Annotated in this window: 14 protein-coding genes; 8 read left to right on the top strand and 6 right to left on the bottom strand. The window is 68.8% G+C overall.

Annotated features, from left to right (window positions below; translation table 11 throughout):
• The first annotated feature begins 60 nt into the window (after positions 1-60).
• The 7 genes from C6A87_RS20665 to C6A87_RS20635 all read left to right on the top strand — a co-directional run bounded on the left by C6A87_RS20665 (position 61) and on the right by C6A87_RS20635 (position 5,780).
• Complete coding sequence (locus C6A87_RS20665; RefSeq protein WP_311113968.1) at positions 61-618, top strand: TIGR00730 family Rossman fold protein; 558 nt, start codon at positions 61-63, stop codon at positions 616-618.
• A 39-nt stretch (positions 619-657) separates the two neighbouring features.
• The gene (fadD6, locus tag C6A87_RS20660; protein ID WP_311113967.1) at positions 658-2,466 is read left to right on the top strand and encodes a long-chain-acyl-CoA synthetase FadD6; all 1,809 of its coding nucleotides are present in this window, start codon (positions 658-660) and stop codon (positions 2,464-2,466) included.
• Between the two features lie 78 nt (positions 2,467-2,544).
• A complete protein-coding gene (gene folP / locus C6A87_RS20655) occupies positions 2,545-3,420 on the top strand; it encodes a dihydropteroate synthase (RefSeq protein WP_396836912.1) in 876 nt (291 codons plus the stop codon).
• Positions 3,417-4,379 carry a glucosyl-3-phosphoglycerate synthase gene (locus C6A87_RS20650; protein WP_311113966.1) on the top strand — a complete coding sequence of 321 codons (963 nt, stop codon included), beginning with the start codon at positions 3,417-3,419 and terminating at the stop codon, positions 4,377-4,379. Before folP ends, C6A87_RS20650 begins: the two co-directional genes overlap by 4 nt.
• Before the next feature lie 58 nt (positions 4,380-4,437).
• The gene (locus tag C6A87_RS20645; protein ID WP_311113965.1) at positions 4,438-4,788 is read left to right on the top strand and encodes a DivIVA domain-containing protein; all 351 of its coding nucleotides are present in this window, start codon (positions 4,438-4,440) and stop codon (positions 4,786-4,788) included.
• Positions 4,785-5,402 (top strand): DNA-3-methyladenine glycosylase I, encoded by a 618-nt coding sequence (locus C6A87_RS20640; RefSeq protein ID WP_311113964.1) that lies wholly within the window; start codon positions 4,785-4,787, stop codon positions 5,400-5,402. The genes C6A87_RS20645 and C6A87_RS20640 overlap by 4 nt, the downstream gene beginning before the upstream one ends.
• Before the next feature lie 210 nt (positions 5,403-5,612).
• Entirely contained in the window at positions 5,613-5,780 is a 168-nt protein-coding gene (locus C6A87_RS20635) for a DUF3117 domain-containing protein (protein ID WP_003406247.1), read from the top strand.
• A gap of 11 nt (positions 5,781-5,791) precedes the next feature.
• On the opposite strand, the gene glgA is transcribed toward C6A87_RS20635, so the two are convergent.
• The gene (glgA, locus tag C6A87_RS20630) at positions 5,792-6,955 is read right to left on the bottom strand and encodes a glycogen synthase (RefSeq protein WP_311113963.1); all 1,164 of its coding nucleotides are present in this window, start codon (positions 6,953-6,955) and stop codon (positions 5,792-5,794) included.
• A gap of 158 nt (positions 6,956-7,113) precedes the next feature.
• Here glgA and glgC point away from each other — a divergent pair, with 158 nt between their 5' ends.
• Positions 7,114-8,328 carry a glucose-1-phosphate adenylyltransferase gene (gene glgC, locus C6A87_RS20625; RefSeq protein WP_311113962.1) on the top strand — a complete coding sequence of 405 codons (1,215 nt, stop codon included), beginning with the start codon at positions 7,114-7,116 and terminating at the stop codon, positions 8,326-8,328.
• Positions 8,329-8,334: 6 nt separating this feature from the next.
• Here glgC and C6A87_RS20620 read toward each other — a convergent pair whose 3' ends face one another.
• From C6A87_RS20620 to C6A87_RS20600, 5 genes are all read right to left on the bottom strand, one after another.
• On the bottom strand, positions 8,335-8,811 hold the full coding sequence (locus C6A87_RS20620) for an MSMEG_6728 family protein (protein WP_311113961.1): 477 nt from the start codon (positions 8,809-8,811) through the stop codon (positions 8,335-8,337).
• A 125-nt stretch (positions 8,812-8,936) separates the two neighbouring features.
• Complete coding sequence (locus C6A87_RS20615; RefSeq protein ID WP_311113960.1) at positions 8,937-9,611, bottom strand: isoprenylcysteine carboxylmethyltransferase family protein; 675 nt, start codon at positions 9,609-9,611, stop codon at positions 8,937-8,939.
• An 18-nt stretch (positions 9,612-9,629) separates the two neighbouring features.
• Positions 9,630-11,255 (bottom strand): ABC transporter, encoded by a 1,626-nt coding sequence (locus tag C6A87_RS20610; protein WP_311113959.1) that lies wholly within the window; start codon positions 11,253-11,255, stop codon positions 9,630-9,632.
• Positions 11,252-12,157, bottom strand: a complete 906-nt coding sequence (locus C6A87_RS20605) for an ABC transporter ATP-binding protein (protein ID WP_311113958.1) — start codon at positions 12,155-12,157, stop codon at positions 11,252-11,254. The genes C6A87_RS20610 and C6A87_RS20605 overlap by 4 nt, the downstream gene beginning before the upstream one ends.
• The gene (locus C6A87_RS20600) at positions 12,144-12,812 is read right to left on the bottom strand and encodes a TetR family transcriptional regulator (RefSeq protein ID WP_311113957.1); all 669 of its coding nucleotides are present in this window, start codon (positions 12,810-12,812) and stop codon (positions 12,144-12,146) included. Before C6A87_RS20600 ends, C6A87_RS20605 begins: the two co-directional genes overlap by 14 nt.
• Positions 12,813-12,936 lie beyond the last annotated feature (124 nt).

Raw genomic sequence — 12,936 nt, 5'->3', positions numbered from 1 at the left:
ACCCATCCGAGAGGCTGAGGCGGGGGCACACGGCGGAGTCTATGTGGCTAGGTTGGTGATATGTCCCCAGATCAAGATCATGAGTGGGCTGTCTGCGTCTACTGCGCCTCGGGCCCGGTGCATCCCGATCTGCTGGAACTGGCCCGCAGCGTCGGGGACGGCATCGCCGCCCGGGGGTGGACGCTGGTGTCCGGTGGGGGCAATGTGTCGGCGATGGGCGCGGTGGCGACCGCGGCCCGGGCGCGCGGCGGCTACACCGTCGGCGTCATCCCGAAGCGCCTGGTGCACCGGGAGGTCGCCGACACCGAGGCCGACGAACTCGTCGTCACCGACACCATGCGGGAGCGTAAGCAGGTGATGGAGGACCGCGCCGACGCGTTCCTGGCGCTGCCCGGCGGCATCGGTACCCTCGAGGAATTCTTCGAAGCCTGGACCGCGGCCTATTTGGGTATGCACACGAAACCGATCGTGATGCTCAACACTCTCGGGCACTACGACGGTCTTCTGGCCTGGTTGCACGGGCTGGTCGGAACGGGCTACGTCGCCGAGGACGCGATGCGGTGCCTGACCGTCGTCGATGACGTCGATGCCGCTCTGGCCGCGTGTGCCCCGGGCTAGGGTGACCCACAAATCGACAGCGGAGGAAGAGCGGCAACTATGACGAAGAGGTCGGGGACCCGGGACAGCGTGGGGCTGTTCGACATCGCCAAGCAGGTGCCAGGTCTGCTCAAGGACGCGCCGACCATCGTCCGCGGTGTGGTGACGGGGTTCGGGGCCCGGCCGACCGCGAAGACGTCGATCGGCAAGGTGTTCCAGGACCGTGCCGCGCAGTACGCCAACAACGTGTTCCTGAAGTTCGAGGACCGCGAGATCACCTACGGCGAGGCCAACGAGATCGTCAACCGCTACGCGGCCGTGCTCGCCGCGCGCGGAGTGGGCCACGGAGACGTCGTCGGCATCATGATGCGCAACTCGCCCGAACCGGTGCTGCTCATGCTCGCCATCGTCAAATGCGGCGCGATCTCCGGGATGCTGAACTACCACCAGCGCGACGAGGTGCTCAAGCACAGCCTCGGGCTGCTGTCGGCCTCGGTCGTGGTCGCCGAGACCGAGTTCGTCGAGCCGATCACCGAGTCCGGCGCCGACACCAAAGGCCTGATGACCCTCGACGAGCTCCGGCAGCTCGCCGAGACCGCGCCGACCACCAACCCTGTGACCACCTCGGCGGTGCTGGCCAAGGACAAGGCGTTCTACATCTTCACCTCCGGCACCACCGGCATGCCGAAGGCCAGCGTGATGACGCACTACCGCTGGCTGCGCGCACTGGCCGGATTCGGCGGGCTCGGTCTGCGGCTGAACAACAGGGACACCCTGTACTGCTGCCTGCCGCTCTACCACAACAACGCACTGACGGTCGCGCTGTCGTCGGTGATCAACGCAGGCGCGGCGCTGGCGCTGGGCAAGTCGTTCTCGGCGTCGAAGTTCTGGGACGACGTGATCCGTTACGACGCCACCGCGTTCGTCTACATCGGCGAGATCTGCACCTACCTGCTCAAGCAGCCGGAGAAGCCGACCGACCGGCAGCACAAGGTGCGGGTCATCTGCGGAAACGGACTGCGCCCGGCCATCTGGGACGACTTCACCGAGCGGTTCGGCATCAAGCGGGTCTGCGAGTTCTACGCCGCCAGCGAGGGCAACACCGCGTTCGTCAACGTCTTCAACATCGACAAGACCACCGGGATCGCCCCGCCCACCCCGATCGCGTTCGTCGCGTACGACGAGCACACCGGCGAGCCGGTGCGCGACGACAACGGCCGGGTCCGCAAGGTCAAGAAGGGTGAGCCCGGGTTGCTGCTGTCCAAGGTCAGCAACTTCCAGCCGTTCGACGGCTACACCGACAAGAAGGAGTCGGAGAAGAAGCTCGTGCGCGACGCCTTCAAGGAGGGCGACGTGTGGTTCAACACCGGCGACCTGATGCGCGCACAGGGCTTCAACCACGCCGCGTTCACCGACCGGCTCGGCGACACGTTCCGGTGGAAGGGCGAGAACGTCGCCACCACCGAGGTGGAGGCCGCGGTGTCCACCCACGATCAGATCGAGCAGGTCACGGCGTTCGGCGTCGAGGTGCCCGACACCGGCGGCCGGGCCGGCATGGTGGCCATTCAGCTCAAAGAGGGCCACGAGCTCGACGGCAAGGGCCTGGCCAAGGCGGTGTTCGACAAGCTGCCCGGGTATGCGGTGCCGTTGTTCGTCCGCGTGGTGCAGGAGCTCGCGCACACGTCGACGTTCAAGAGTCAGAAGGGCGACCTGCGCAAGGAGGGCTACGGCGGCAGCAGCGGCGAGGGCGACGAGGACGACGTCAAGATCGAGGATCCGCTGTACGTGCTGTCCGGCCGCGACGAGGGATACGTGCCGTACTACGACGAGTACCCCGGCGAGGTCGCGGAGGGCAAGAAGCCCAAGTAACCCGCGGATCGGGCGCGCTCAGGCACCCTGACTGTCGCCGAACGCGCCCGATTCACGCCTGAACGTAGCCTGGGTGGTGTGCAGTCGACGTTTCTGGGACGCCCGGTGGCCGGGGATCGGGCGCTGATCATGGCGATCGTGAACCGCACGCCGGACTCGTTCTACGACCGCGGCGCCACGTTCACCGACGAGGCGGCCATGGAGGCGGCCCACCGGGTGGTCGCCGAGGGCGCCGACATCATCGACGTCGGCGGGGTCAAGGCGGGCCCCGGTGAGACGGTCGACGTCGACGAGGAGATCGCCCGGGTCGTGCCGTTCATCGAGTGGCTGCGCGGCACCTTCCCGGACCGGGTGATCAGCGTCGACACCTGGCGCGCGGAAGTGGCCAAGCAGGCCTGCGCGGCCGGCGCGGACCTGATCAACGACACGTGGGGCGGGGTCGATCCCGAGCTGCCCGCGGTGGCCGCCGAGTTCAACGCCGGGCTGGTGTGTTCGCACACCGGCGGCGCGGTGCCGCGGACCCGGCCGTTCCGGGTCAACTACGGGCTGACCGAGCGCGGTGTGGTCGACGACGTGGTCGCCGAGCTGACCTCCGCGGCGGAGCGAGCCCTGTCGCTCGGGGTGCGCCGGGACGGCATCGTCATCGACCCGACCCATGATTTCGGCAAGAACACTTACCACGGCCTTAGTTTGTTGCGCCAGGTAAAAGACCTTGTAAACACTGGATGGCCGGTCCTGATGGCCCTGAGCAACAAAGATTTCGTCGGGGAGACTCTGGGTGTGGGTCTGACCGAACGCCTGGAGGGCACCCTCGCCGCCACTGCGCTGGCGGCGGCCGACGGTGCCGCGATCTTCCGCGTGCACGAGGTCGGACCCACACGTCGGGTACTGGAGATGGTTGCGTCGATCAAGGGCGCCCGTCAGCCGAAACGCACCGTGAGGGGACTGGCATGACTGTGTTGTCTGACCGCGTCGACGACCTGGAGACCTACGGCGTGGCCGAGCACCGGTGGCTGCGTGAACGCAGCTGGTGCCGGCCGAGCTGGACCGTGGCCGAACTGGAGGCCGCCAAGAAGGGCCGCACCGTGTCGGTGGTGCTGCCCGCACTCGATGAGGAAGAAACGGTGGCCGGCGTCGTCGAGACCATCACCCCGCTGCTCGGCGGGCTGGTCGACGAGCTGATCGTGCTGGACTCCGGTTCCACCGACGACACCGAGATCCGCGCCGTCGCCGCCGGCGCCCGGGTGGTCAGCCGTGAGGTCGCGCTGCCCGAGGTGCCGCCGCAGCCCGGCAAGGGCGAGGTGCTGTGGCGCTCGCTGGCCGCGACCACCGGAGACATCATCGCGTTCGTCGACTCCGACCTGCTCGACCCCGATCCGATGTTCGTGCCGAAGCTGCTCGGCCCGCTGCTGACCGCCGACGGTGTGCACCTGGTCAAGGGGTTCTACCGGCGGCCGCTGAAGGTCAGCGGCCGGGAGGACGCCAACGGCGGCGGCCGGGTCACCGAACTGGTGGCGCGCCCGCTGCTGGCCGCGCTGCGTCCCGAGCTGATGTGCCTGTACCAGCCGCTGGGCGGTGAGTACGCGGGCACGCGCGAGCTGCTGACCGCGGTGCCGTTCGCCCCCGGCTACGGCGTGGAGATCGGGCTGCTCGTCGACGCCTACGACCGGTTGGGCCTGGATGGCATCGCCCAGGTGAACCTCGGGGTGCGCACGCACCGCAACCGCCCGCTGACCGAGCTCGCGTCGATGAGCAGGCAGGTCATCGCCACCCTGCTGACGCGCTGCGGCATCCCCGACTCCGGGGTCGGGCTCACCCAGTTCTTCGCCGACGGCGACGACTACACCCCGCGGACCTCGGCGGTGTCACTGACCGACCGTCCGCCGATGATCACCCTGCGCCCCCGCGGCTGACCGGCCGCTGCGCCGGTAGGGGTGCGCCGGTGTCGGCGCTTTGGGGCAATATCGAGGGGTGACTCTCGTCCTGCTCTACCTCGTCGTGCTGGTGCTCGTCGGCATCGTGCTGTTCGCCCTCGGCAGCGTGCTGTTCGGTCGTGGTGAGGCGCTGCCGCCGCTGCCGCAGGCCACCACCGCCACCGTGCTGCCCGCCTCCGGGGTCACCGGCGCCGACGTCGACGCGGTGAAGTTCAGCCAGACCGTGCGCGGCTACAAGACCAGTGAGGTCGACTGGGTGCTGGACCGGTTGGGACGTGAGCTCGACATGCTCCGCGGTGAGCTGGACACCCTGCGCGCCGCGACCGACCTGGACGACGACGTCGACGACGGGGCGCAGCACGCGGTCCCGGCGCGGGAGGACGCGTGACGGCCTCGGCTGCCGCGGACTCGCGGATCCGCTGCGGATGGATCGATCAATCGCGGCTTTCCGCAGATGATTTCGAGCTGTACCGGGACTACCACGACACGGAGTGGGGCCGGCCGCTGCGCGACTCGGCGTCGCTGTTCGAGCGGGTCAGCCTCGAGGCGTTCCAGAGCGGGTTGTCCTGGCTGATCATCCTGCGCAAACGGGACAACTTCCGTGCCGCGTTCGACGGGTTCGACGTCGAGCGCGTCGCGCGCTACACCGACCGCGACGTCGAACGGTTGATGGCTGATCCGGGCATCGTGCGCAACCGCGCCAAGATCGACGCGACGATCGCCAACGCGCGGGTCACCGCGGACATGGCCGACGCCGGCGAGGATCTGGGGGAGTTGCTGTGGTCGTTCGCTCCCGCGGATCGGGCGACCCGGGGGCGGCCCGCCACCATGTCGGAGATCGCCGCCGTGACTTCCGAGTCGAAGGCGATGGCCAAGGAGCTCAAGAAGCGCGGCTTCCGGTTCGTCGGGCCGACGACGGCCTACGCGCTGATGCAGGCGACCGGGATGGTCGACGACCACGTGACCAACTGCTGGGTGCCGGGGCTCGCGGACGGGAGGTAGTCGGGCGGTAGCGGTGCGCGATCGGCGTCCGGAACGGCCCGCCCGGACGGCTATAGCCGGGTCTTCGCACACGACCCGGTCAGGATAGGGAACAATGGAGGTCTGTAGCAGTTCAGAGCCGGGTGCTGTCGTCGCACGTCGAAGGGCGCAACGCCCGGCTCGCGGCAGACCAGAGCCCTGACGGGCACGCCCATGCGGAGGGAGCACTCGATGGCGGCGATGAAGCCCCGGACCGGCGACGGTCCACTGGAAGCAACCAAGGAGGGGCGGGGCATCGTGATGCGGGTACCACTGGAAGGCGGTGGCAGGCTCGTCGTCGAACTCACCCCGGACGAGGCCGCAGCGCTGGGCGACGAACTCAAGGGTGTCACCAGCTAGCGCGGCGCGCGCTAGCTCGAGACCGAGCGGTAGATCTGCAGTGTCTCCTGGGCGATCTGTGCCCAGGAGAACTCATCGATACACCGCAGACGTCCGGCTTTGCCGAATTCGGCCGCCCGCTGCGGGTCGGCGACCAGCGAGTTGACCGCGGCGGCCAGTCCGCTCTCGAACGACGCCGTGTCGTCGGGGTCATAGTGCACCAGCAGACCCGTCTGCCGGTCGGCCACCACCTCGGGGATCCCGCCGACGTCGGAGGCCACCACCGCCGTCGAACACGCCATGGCCTCGAGGTTCACGATGCCCAGCGGCTCGTACACCGACGGACAGACGAAAACGACTGCCGCCGACAAGATCTCGCGGATCTTGGGGGTGGGCAGCATCTCGCGCACCCAGAACACCCCGGTACGGGAAGCGGACAGTTCGCGGACCGCCGCGGACACCTCCTCGGCGATCTCCGGGGTATCTGGGGCGCCGGCGCACAGCACCAGCTGCACCTCGGGGTCGAACTTGTGCGCCGCTGCCACCAGATGCGCCACGCCCTTCTGGCGGGTGATCCGGCCGACGAACGCGACGATCGGCCGCGCCGGGTCGACTCCGAGTTCGGCCAGCACCGAATCGGCGGGACCCGGGTCAGCCGGATACCAGACCTCGGTGTCGATGCCGTTGCGCACCACGTGCACCCGGTCGGGGTCCAGCGCCGGATAGGTGCGCAGCACATCCTTGCGCATTCCCGAACTGACCGCGATGACCGCGGCCGCGGCCTCGACCGCGGTCTTCTCCACCCACGACGAGATGCGGTAGCCGCCGCCGAGCTGCTCGGCCTTCCACGGCCGCATCGGTTCCAGCGAGTGTGCGGTGAGCACGTGCGGGACCCCGTAGAGCAGTGCAGCCAGATGCCCGGCCATGCCGGCGTACCAGGTGTGCGAGTGCACCACGGTGGCCGCCGACGCGGCGTTGACCATGTTCAGGTCGGCCGACAGCGTGGTCAGCGCCGGATTGGCGCCGGCAAGCGCGGGATCGGGCTGGGCGACGACGGCGCCTGCCCGTGGCGCGCCCATACAGTGCACGTCGACCTCGCACAGGTGGCGCAGCTGCGCGACCAGTTCCGTGACATGGACCCCGGCTCCGCCGTACACCTCGGGTGGGTACTCCCGAGTCATCATCGCCACCCGCATGCTGTGACGGTATCCAACTTAGGGACCCGTCGCGAAGCATCCCCAATTGTCTTGACGGACAGCCGAGAAGTCCCTGCGCCGCGGCGGCAGGCCGACGCGCGACACGGCAAAAGCGGGAATGGGTGGCCCCTGTCCCCACGTGCGGATAGGTTGGCATCATGAGGGAAGCGCCACATGTGTTGGGCATCGTCCTCGCAGGCGGAGAAGGCAAGCGCCTCTACCCGTTGACGGCCGATCGCGCGAAGCCGGCCGTACCCTTCGGGGGCGGTTACCGGCTCATCGATTTCGTTCTCTCGAACCTCGTCAATGCCCGCTTTCTGCGGATCTGCGTTCTGACCCAGTACAAGTCTCATTCGCTGGACCGCCACATCTCGCAGAACTGGCGGCTTTCGGGGCTTGCCGGTGAGTACATCACCCCGGTGCCTGCCCAGCAGCGGCTCGGTCCGCGCTGGTACACCGGTTCGGCGGACGCGATCTACCAGTCGATGAACCTGATCTACGACGAGGATCCCGACTACATCGTGATCTTCGGCGCCGACCACGTGTACCGGATGGACCCCGAGCAGATGGTCCAGCAGCACATCGAGAGCGGCGCGGGTGCGACCGTGGCCGGGATCCGGGTGCCGCGCTCGGAGGCCAGTGCGTTCGGCTGCATCGACGCCGACGATTCCGGACGCATCCGGGGCTGGGTGGAGAAGCCGGCCGATCCGCCGGGCACCCCCGACGACCCCGAGATGACGTTCGCGTCGATGGGCAACTACATCTTCACCACCAAGGTGCTCATCGACGCCATCCGCGCCGACGCCGAGGACGGCGACTCCGACCACGACATGGGCGGAAACATCATCCCCAGGCTGGTCGCCGACGGGATGGCCGCGGTGTACGACTTCAGCGACAACGAGGTGCCCGGCGCCACCGAGCGCGACCACGGCTACTGGCGTGACGTCGGCACTTTGGACGCGTTCTACGACGCGCACATGGACCTGGTCTCCGTGCACCCGGTGTTCAACCTGTACAACAAGCGCTGGCCGATCCGCGGCGGCGCCGAGAACCTGGCGCTGGCCAAGTTCGTCAACGGCGGCTCGGCCCAGGAGTCGGTGGTCGGCGCGGGCAGCATCATTTCGGCCGCCTCGGTGCGTAATTCGGTGCTGTCGTCCAATGTCGTCATCGACGACGGCGCCATCGTCGAGGGCAGTGTGCTGCATCCCGGGGTGCGGATCGGGCGCGGCGCCGTGGTCCGGCACGCGATCCTGGACAAGAACGTGGTGGTCGGCCCCGGCGAGATGGTCGGTGTCGATCTCGACAAGGACCGCGAACGGTTCTCGATCAGCGCGGGCGGGGTGGTTGCGGTCGGAAAGGGCGTCTGGATCTGAGCTGGGTCACGGCACGCGGCGGGCGCGGTCGGACGCCGGCCACACGTAGGGCAGATCGTCAGGCACGTCCGGAAACAACGGCCGGTAGTGCGCCGGGTCCTTGCGCACCAGCGCGGACTGATGGCTGAGATGAAATTTCCTGTCGCCGAGCCAGGGCGGTAGCTCGTCGGCAACGGTGAGCTCGTCATACGAGCGGATCGTCGTCAGCCCGGTGCCGGCCGTCAGGTCCGCGGCCAGTGTCGCCGCACAGGTGTCACCCCGGCCCTGGGCGCACCACACCGCGCACACCTCCAGCCCGTACCGCACCAGCGCCTCCTCGTACCCGGCCCACATCGCCGCGGCGGGATGGTGGCGCCACCCGTACCCGGCGACGGTCAACGCCCGCAAAATCTGGATCGTCTCCACTCTCTGCTTGCCCAGCCTGCGGGTATCCAGCACGCGTGCGGAATCGGCGAAAGCCGGGTAGGGCAGGAAGGTCTGCATGCCGGCGGGATACCCGTTCGCACGGGTTCAGGGGGAACGGCGGGTGTGACGGCGCCGCAGCAACCGGCGCCGGCAGGGAGCAGGCCAGCCCGGTGAGCAGCGCCATGCGATCAGTAAGCGGTGGGTCACCACAGACCGGGGACGAGTCGGTACCGCACCCTCCGGGTGTAGTCGCGGTAGCCGTCGAGTTCGGCGGTCAGCATCTTCTCCTCGTCGAGGATGCGCGCCACCAGCGCCGGCGCCGCCGCGGCCACGCAGACGAGCCCCCACCACGAACCCAACGCCCATGGGGTGCCGAGCATCATGGTCAGCGTGCCGGTGTACATCGGGTGCCGCACGAGTCCGTAGAGGCCCGTCGACACCAGGGGCTGACCGGCCTCCACCCGCACGGTCGCCGCCGCGTAGTGGTTCTGCAGGATCACCAGCTGAGCCATGCCCAGTCCGAGGGCGACCATCACGTTGCCGACGATGACAAGCCACCCCGGCACGGAGGACCAGCCGAACCGGTGGTCCAGCGCCGAGACCACGAACGTCGCGGCCACCAGCGCCATGGTCACGGTGATGACGATCCGTTGCGCGGGACGGGTTTCCGCCGTCGGTCCGGCCTTCATGCGACGCGCCAGCACATCGGGGTGGCGGGCGGCCAGCACGATGCTCGGCCCCAGCGTGGTCACCGCGAACACCGCGAGGAACACCCAAGCCTGCCAGTAGTGGAAGGTGCCCGCCGGCCAGAAGAGCACCGCGGCGAAGAACGCCACACCGAACACCGCCGATGCCAGTGTCTGAACGATCAGCTTCACCGCGGACTCCTGCCGGCTTCAGACCGCGTCGCGACGCCGGTAGATGCCCGTGGCCGCCACCACCAGAACCGCCGCCACGCAGCACATCACGATCCACGCGGTGACGGGGACGTCGGCCGGGCTGTCGGTCTGACCGACCGGCGACAGGTCGAGCAGCCATTCCGGCAATCGCAGCAGCGCACCGAGATACAGCGACGCGACGATGAAAGTGACTGCCAGCCAAGCGATCCACACCTGCCGCAGAGCCACCGCCAGTGCGGCCACCCCCGCCGACACCGCCAGCGCCGGGACGAAGGCGAGCCCGGCCAGGGTGAGCTTGAGCACGGTGGCGGGCTCACCCAGCGTCAGCCCGGCGCCCAGCCCGTTGCCCAGGCCCGCCGCGAACATCAACGCCGTCGCACCGAGCACCGCCGCGACCACCGCGGTCGACAGCCAACGGGCGCGCGAGACCGCACCGGCCAGCACCGCTTCGCCGAGGCCGGACTGCTCGTCGCCGTAGATGCGCAGCACCGCCACGGTGACGTAGGCGCACGCCGCGGCGGCCAGGAACTGCGTCATCGTCGTGTACACCCCGTCCAGGCCCTGGCTCGACACGAGGCGGGCCAGCAGTTCGTTGTCCTCGGCGGCGTCGAGCAGCGACTTCGTCATCGACCCGAAGGCCAGCCCGGACGCGAACAGGCCGACCGACCAGCCGATGGTCTGCCCGCGCTGCAGCCGCAGGTGCAGAGCCAGCACGCCGCGGACCGGCCGCGCCCGGGGGTGGTCGCCGGTCGAGGTGATGGTGGCGTCGTCGTACTGGCGGCGCATCTCCAGGGCAGCCGCCGCCGCGACGAGGATCAGCGTCAACCCGATCAGCAGTGCCAACGGCCACCAGCGCAGCTCGACGAAGGGCCGCATCTGCTGCGCCCACGCGATCGGCGACAGCCAGCTCAGCGCACTGCCCGAGTTGTCGATGACGTCGCCGACGCCGCGGATCAGCGCTGCCAGCGCGAGGGCGGCCATGGCGGCCCCGGTCGCCGCGCGCGCCGCCCGCCACATCTGCGCGGTCACCGCCGTGACGGCGCCGAACACGGTGGCCACCCCGGTGACGCCGAGGCACATCGCGGCCGAGTCGACGACGTCGAATCCGTTGGCGGCGATGGCGACGGTCATCGCCACCGCGAGCACGGTGTTGACCGCCACCACGACGGCCAGCGCCGCGGCGGTCCGCGCGTACCGGCCCACGACCGAGGCCAGCACCAGTTCCGCGGCGCCGCTCTCCTCTTCGGCGCGGGTGTGCCGAATCACGGTGAGAATGGCCAGGATCGACGTGGCCACGATCAGGGTCAACATCAGCTCGTTGGCCACCATCGCACCGAGATCGGTTTCGCGGCCGCCGAACATCGGGCCGCCCAGCATCATGCCTGCAGGTGTCTTGAGCAGGTTCACCCTGGCCTGGCGCTGGGCCTCCTCGGGGTAGGCCAGCTCGATGGTGTTGGGGGAGTAGGCCATCATCGCGGTCAGCGCCGCGATCCAGACCGGCAGCCGGATGCGGTCGCGACGTAGCGCGAGTCGAACCAACGCGGCGGTGCCCGTCCACGGTGATCCCGTCGTTGCCGCTGTGTGCCGCGGGCCGCGGGTAGCGACCGCGGCGGTGGCGCTCACCGTTCCGATCCCTGGTATTCGCGGAGAAACAGATCCTCCAGCGAGGCGGGAGCCACAGTCAGCTCCTCGATGCCGAGTCCGCCCAGGTCGGTCATGGTGCGGTCGAGATCGTCGCGGTCCACCGCGAAGCGCAGGTTTCCGTCATCGGCGCGCAGGTCGTGGATGTAGGGCGCCCGGCGCAGGCTTCCGGCGTCCCCGCGGGTGCGGACGCTGACGGTGGTGCGCATCAGATGGCGCATCTCGGCCAATGTCCCCGATCGGACCGTGCGCCCGGCACGCACGATGGTGACTGTGTCGCAGAGCTTTTCGACCTCGGCCAGGATGTGGCTGGACAGCAGTACCGCCGCGCCCCGGCCGGCCACCTCACGCACACACTGCTGGAATGTCTGCTCCATCAGCGGATCCAGGCCCGAGGTCGGTTCGTCGAGGACGAACAATTCGCTGCGGGTGCAGAACGCCGCGATGATCGCGACCTTCTGGCGGTTGCCCTTGGAATAGGTGCGCGCCTTCTTGTGCGGGTCGAGTTCGAAGCGGTCGATCAGCTCGTCGCGGCGTGCCTCGTCCACGGTGTCCTCGCCACGCAACCGCGCCAGGAAGTCGATGGCCTGCATCCCCGTCAGGTTCGGCCACAGGGTGACATCGCCTGGGACATAGGCGATCCGGCGGTGCAGACGCACCGCGTCGCGCCACGGGTCGCCACCCAGCAGCGCCACCGAGCCGCCGTCGGCACGCAGCAGCCCGAGCAGCACGCGGATGGTCGTGGACTTGCCGGAGCCGTTGGGGCCGAGGAACCCTGCCACCTCGCCCGGGGCGACGACGAGGTCCAGCCCGTCCAGTGCTCTGGTGCGGCCGAACGACTTGCGCAGTCCTCGGATGTCGACGGACAGTTCAGTGCCGGTCATCGGGTGCCCCTTTCATCGCGGTCAACGGAATGCCTTGTCGTCGTTGGGCGAGGAACGCGTCGTACATGGTGGATTCGGTCATCAGCCCGTTGGTGTAGAGCTCCAGGGCCGGCAGCATCATCTCCTCGCTGTAGTCGCGCAGCACCGCCCGCAGATCCGTCGGGTTGTCGTGCAACTGCAGGTAGAGCAGGAACCCGCCGCCTGCGGACATTGCGAGGAACCGGGCGCGGCTCTTCGGGTCCGGGCTCGGTTTGATGGTCCCGGCCCGCACCCCGGCCTCGATGTACTGCTCGGCGTTGTCGATCATGCTGTGCCAGAACGCCTTCGCGAGATCACCGCCGGCCTGCATGCTGCGCACCAGGTAACCCATCAAGGGCGCGTACTCCTCGATCTCGGCCATCTGCGCGAACCAGGTCGCCGGATCGGAGGACTGGATGGTCTCGGTCTTGGCGGCCCGCACCGTCTGCACGACGTATTCGTCGCACGCCTTGCGCAGGTTCTCCTTGGAGCCGAAGTGGTGGATCACCAGCGCTGGGCTGACCCCGGCCGCGGCGGCGATGGCGCGCACGCTGACCGTGAAGCCCTCTCGGCCGAACAGGTCGAGGGCGGCCTCTCGGATCCGGGCCGTCGCGGTCAGATCATCTGCTGAACGCATGTTCAACATGCTAAACGCGCGTTCAGTGCGCGGTCAATAGCCAGTTCTCCACCGCGGAATAGCATTCCGCGGAGTGAAAAGGGCGGCGGATTCATACGGTCATTGCAACATCGGGCGGTTTGAG

It is taken from the genome of Mycobacterium sp. ITM-2016-00317 (assembly GCF_002968295.1).
Lineage (GTDB): Bacteria > Actinomycetota > Actinomycetes > Mycobacteriales > Mycobacteriaceae > Mycobacterium.
The sequence above is the reverse complement of the archived record's forward strand: the minus strand, read 5'-3'. Positions and strand labels throughout refer to the sequence as shown.

Coding starts and splice junctions, on each gene's coding strand:
- C6A87_RS20635 (WP_003406247.1), top strand. CDS start 5,613: ATGGCGGCGATGAAGCCCCGGACCGGCGACGGTCCACTGGAAGCAACC.
- C6A87_RS20605 (WP_311113958.1), bottom strand. CDS start 12,157: ATGACCGGCACTGAACTGTCCGTCGACATCCGAGGACTGCGCAAGTCG.
- glgC (WP_311113962.1), top strand. CDS start 7,114: ATGAGGGAAGCGCCACATGTGTTGGGCATCGTCCTCGCAGGCGGAGAA.
- C6A87_RS20620 (WP_311113961.1), bottom strand. CDS start 8,811: ATGCAGACCTTCCTGCCCTACCCGGCTTTCGCCGATTCCGCACGCGTG.
- C6A87_RS20665 (WP_311113968.1), top strand. CDS start 61: ATGTCCCCAGATCAAGATCATGAGTGGGCTGTCTGCGTCTACTGCGCC.
- C6A87_RS20650 (WP_311113966.1), top strand. CDS start 3,417: ATGACTGTGTTGTCTGACCGCGTCGACGACCTGGAGACCTACGGCGTG.
- glgA (WP_311113963.1), bottom strand. CDS start 6,955: ATGCGGGTGGCGATGATGACTCGGGAGTACCCACCCGAGGTGTACGGC.
- C6A87_RS20600 (WP_311113957.1), bottom strand. CDS start 12,812: ATGCGTTCAGCAGATGATCTGACCGCGACGGCCCGGATCCGAGAGGCC.
- fadD6 (WP_311113967.1), top strand. CDS start 658: ATGACGAAGAGGTCGGGGACCCGGGACAGCGTGGGGCTGTTCGACATC.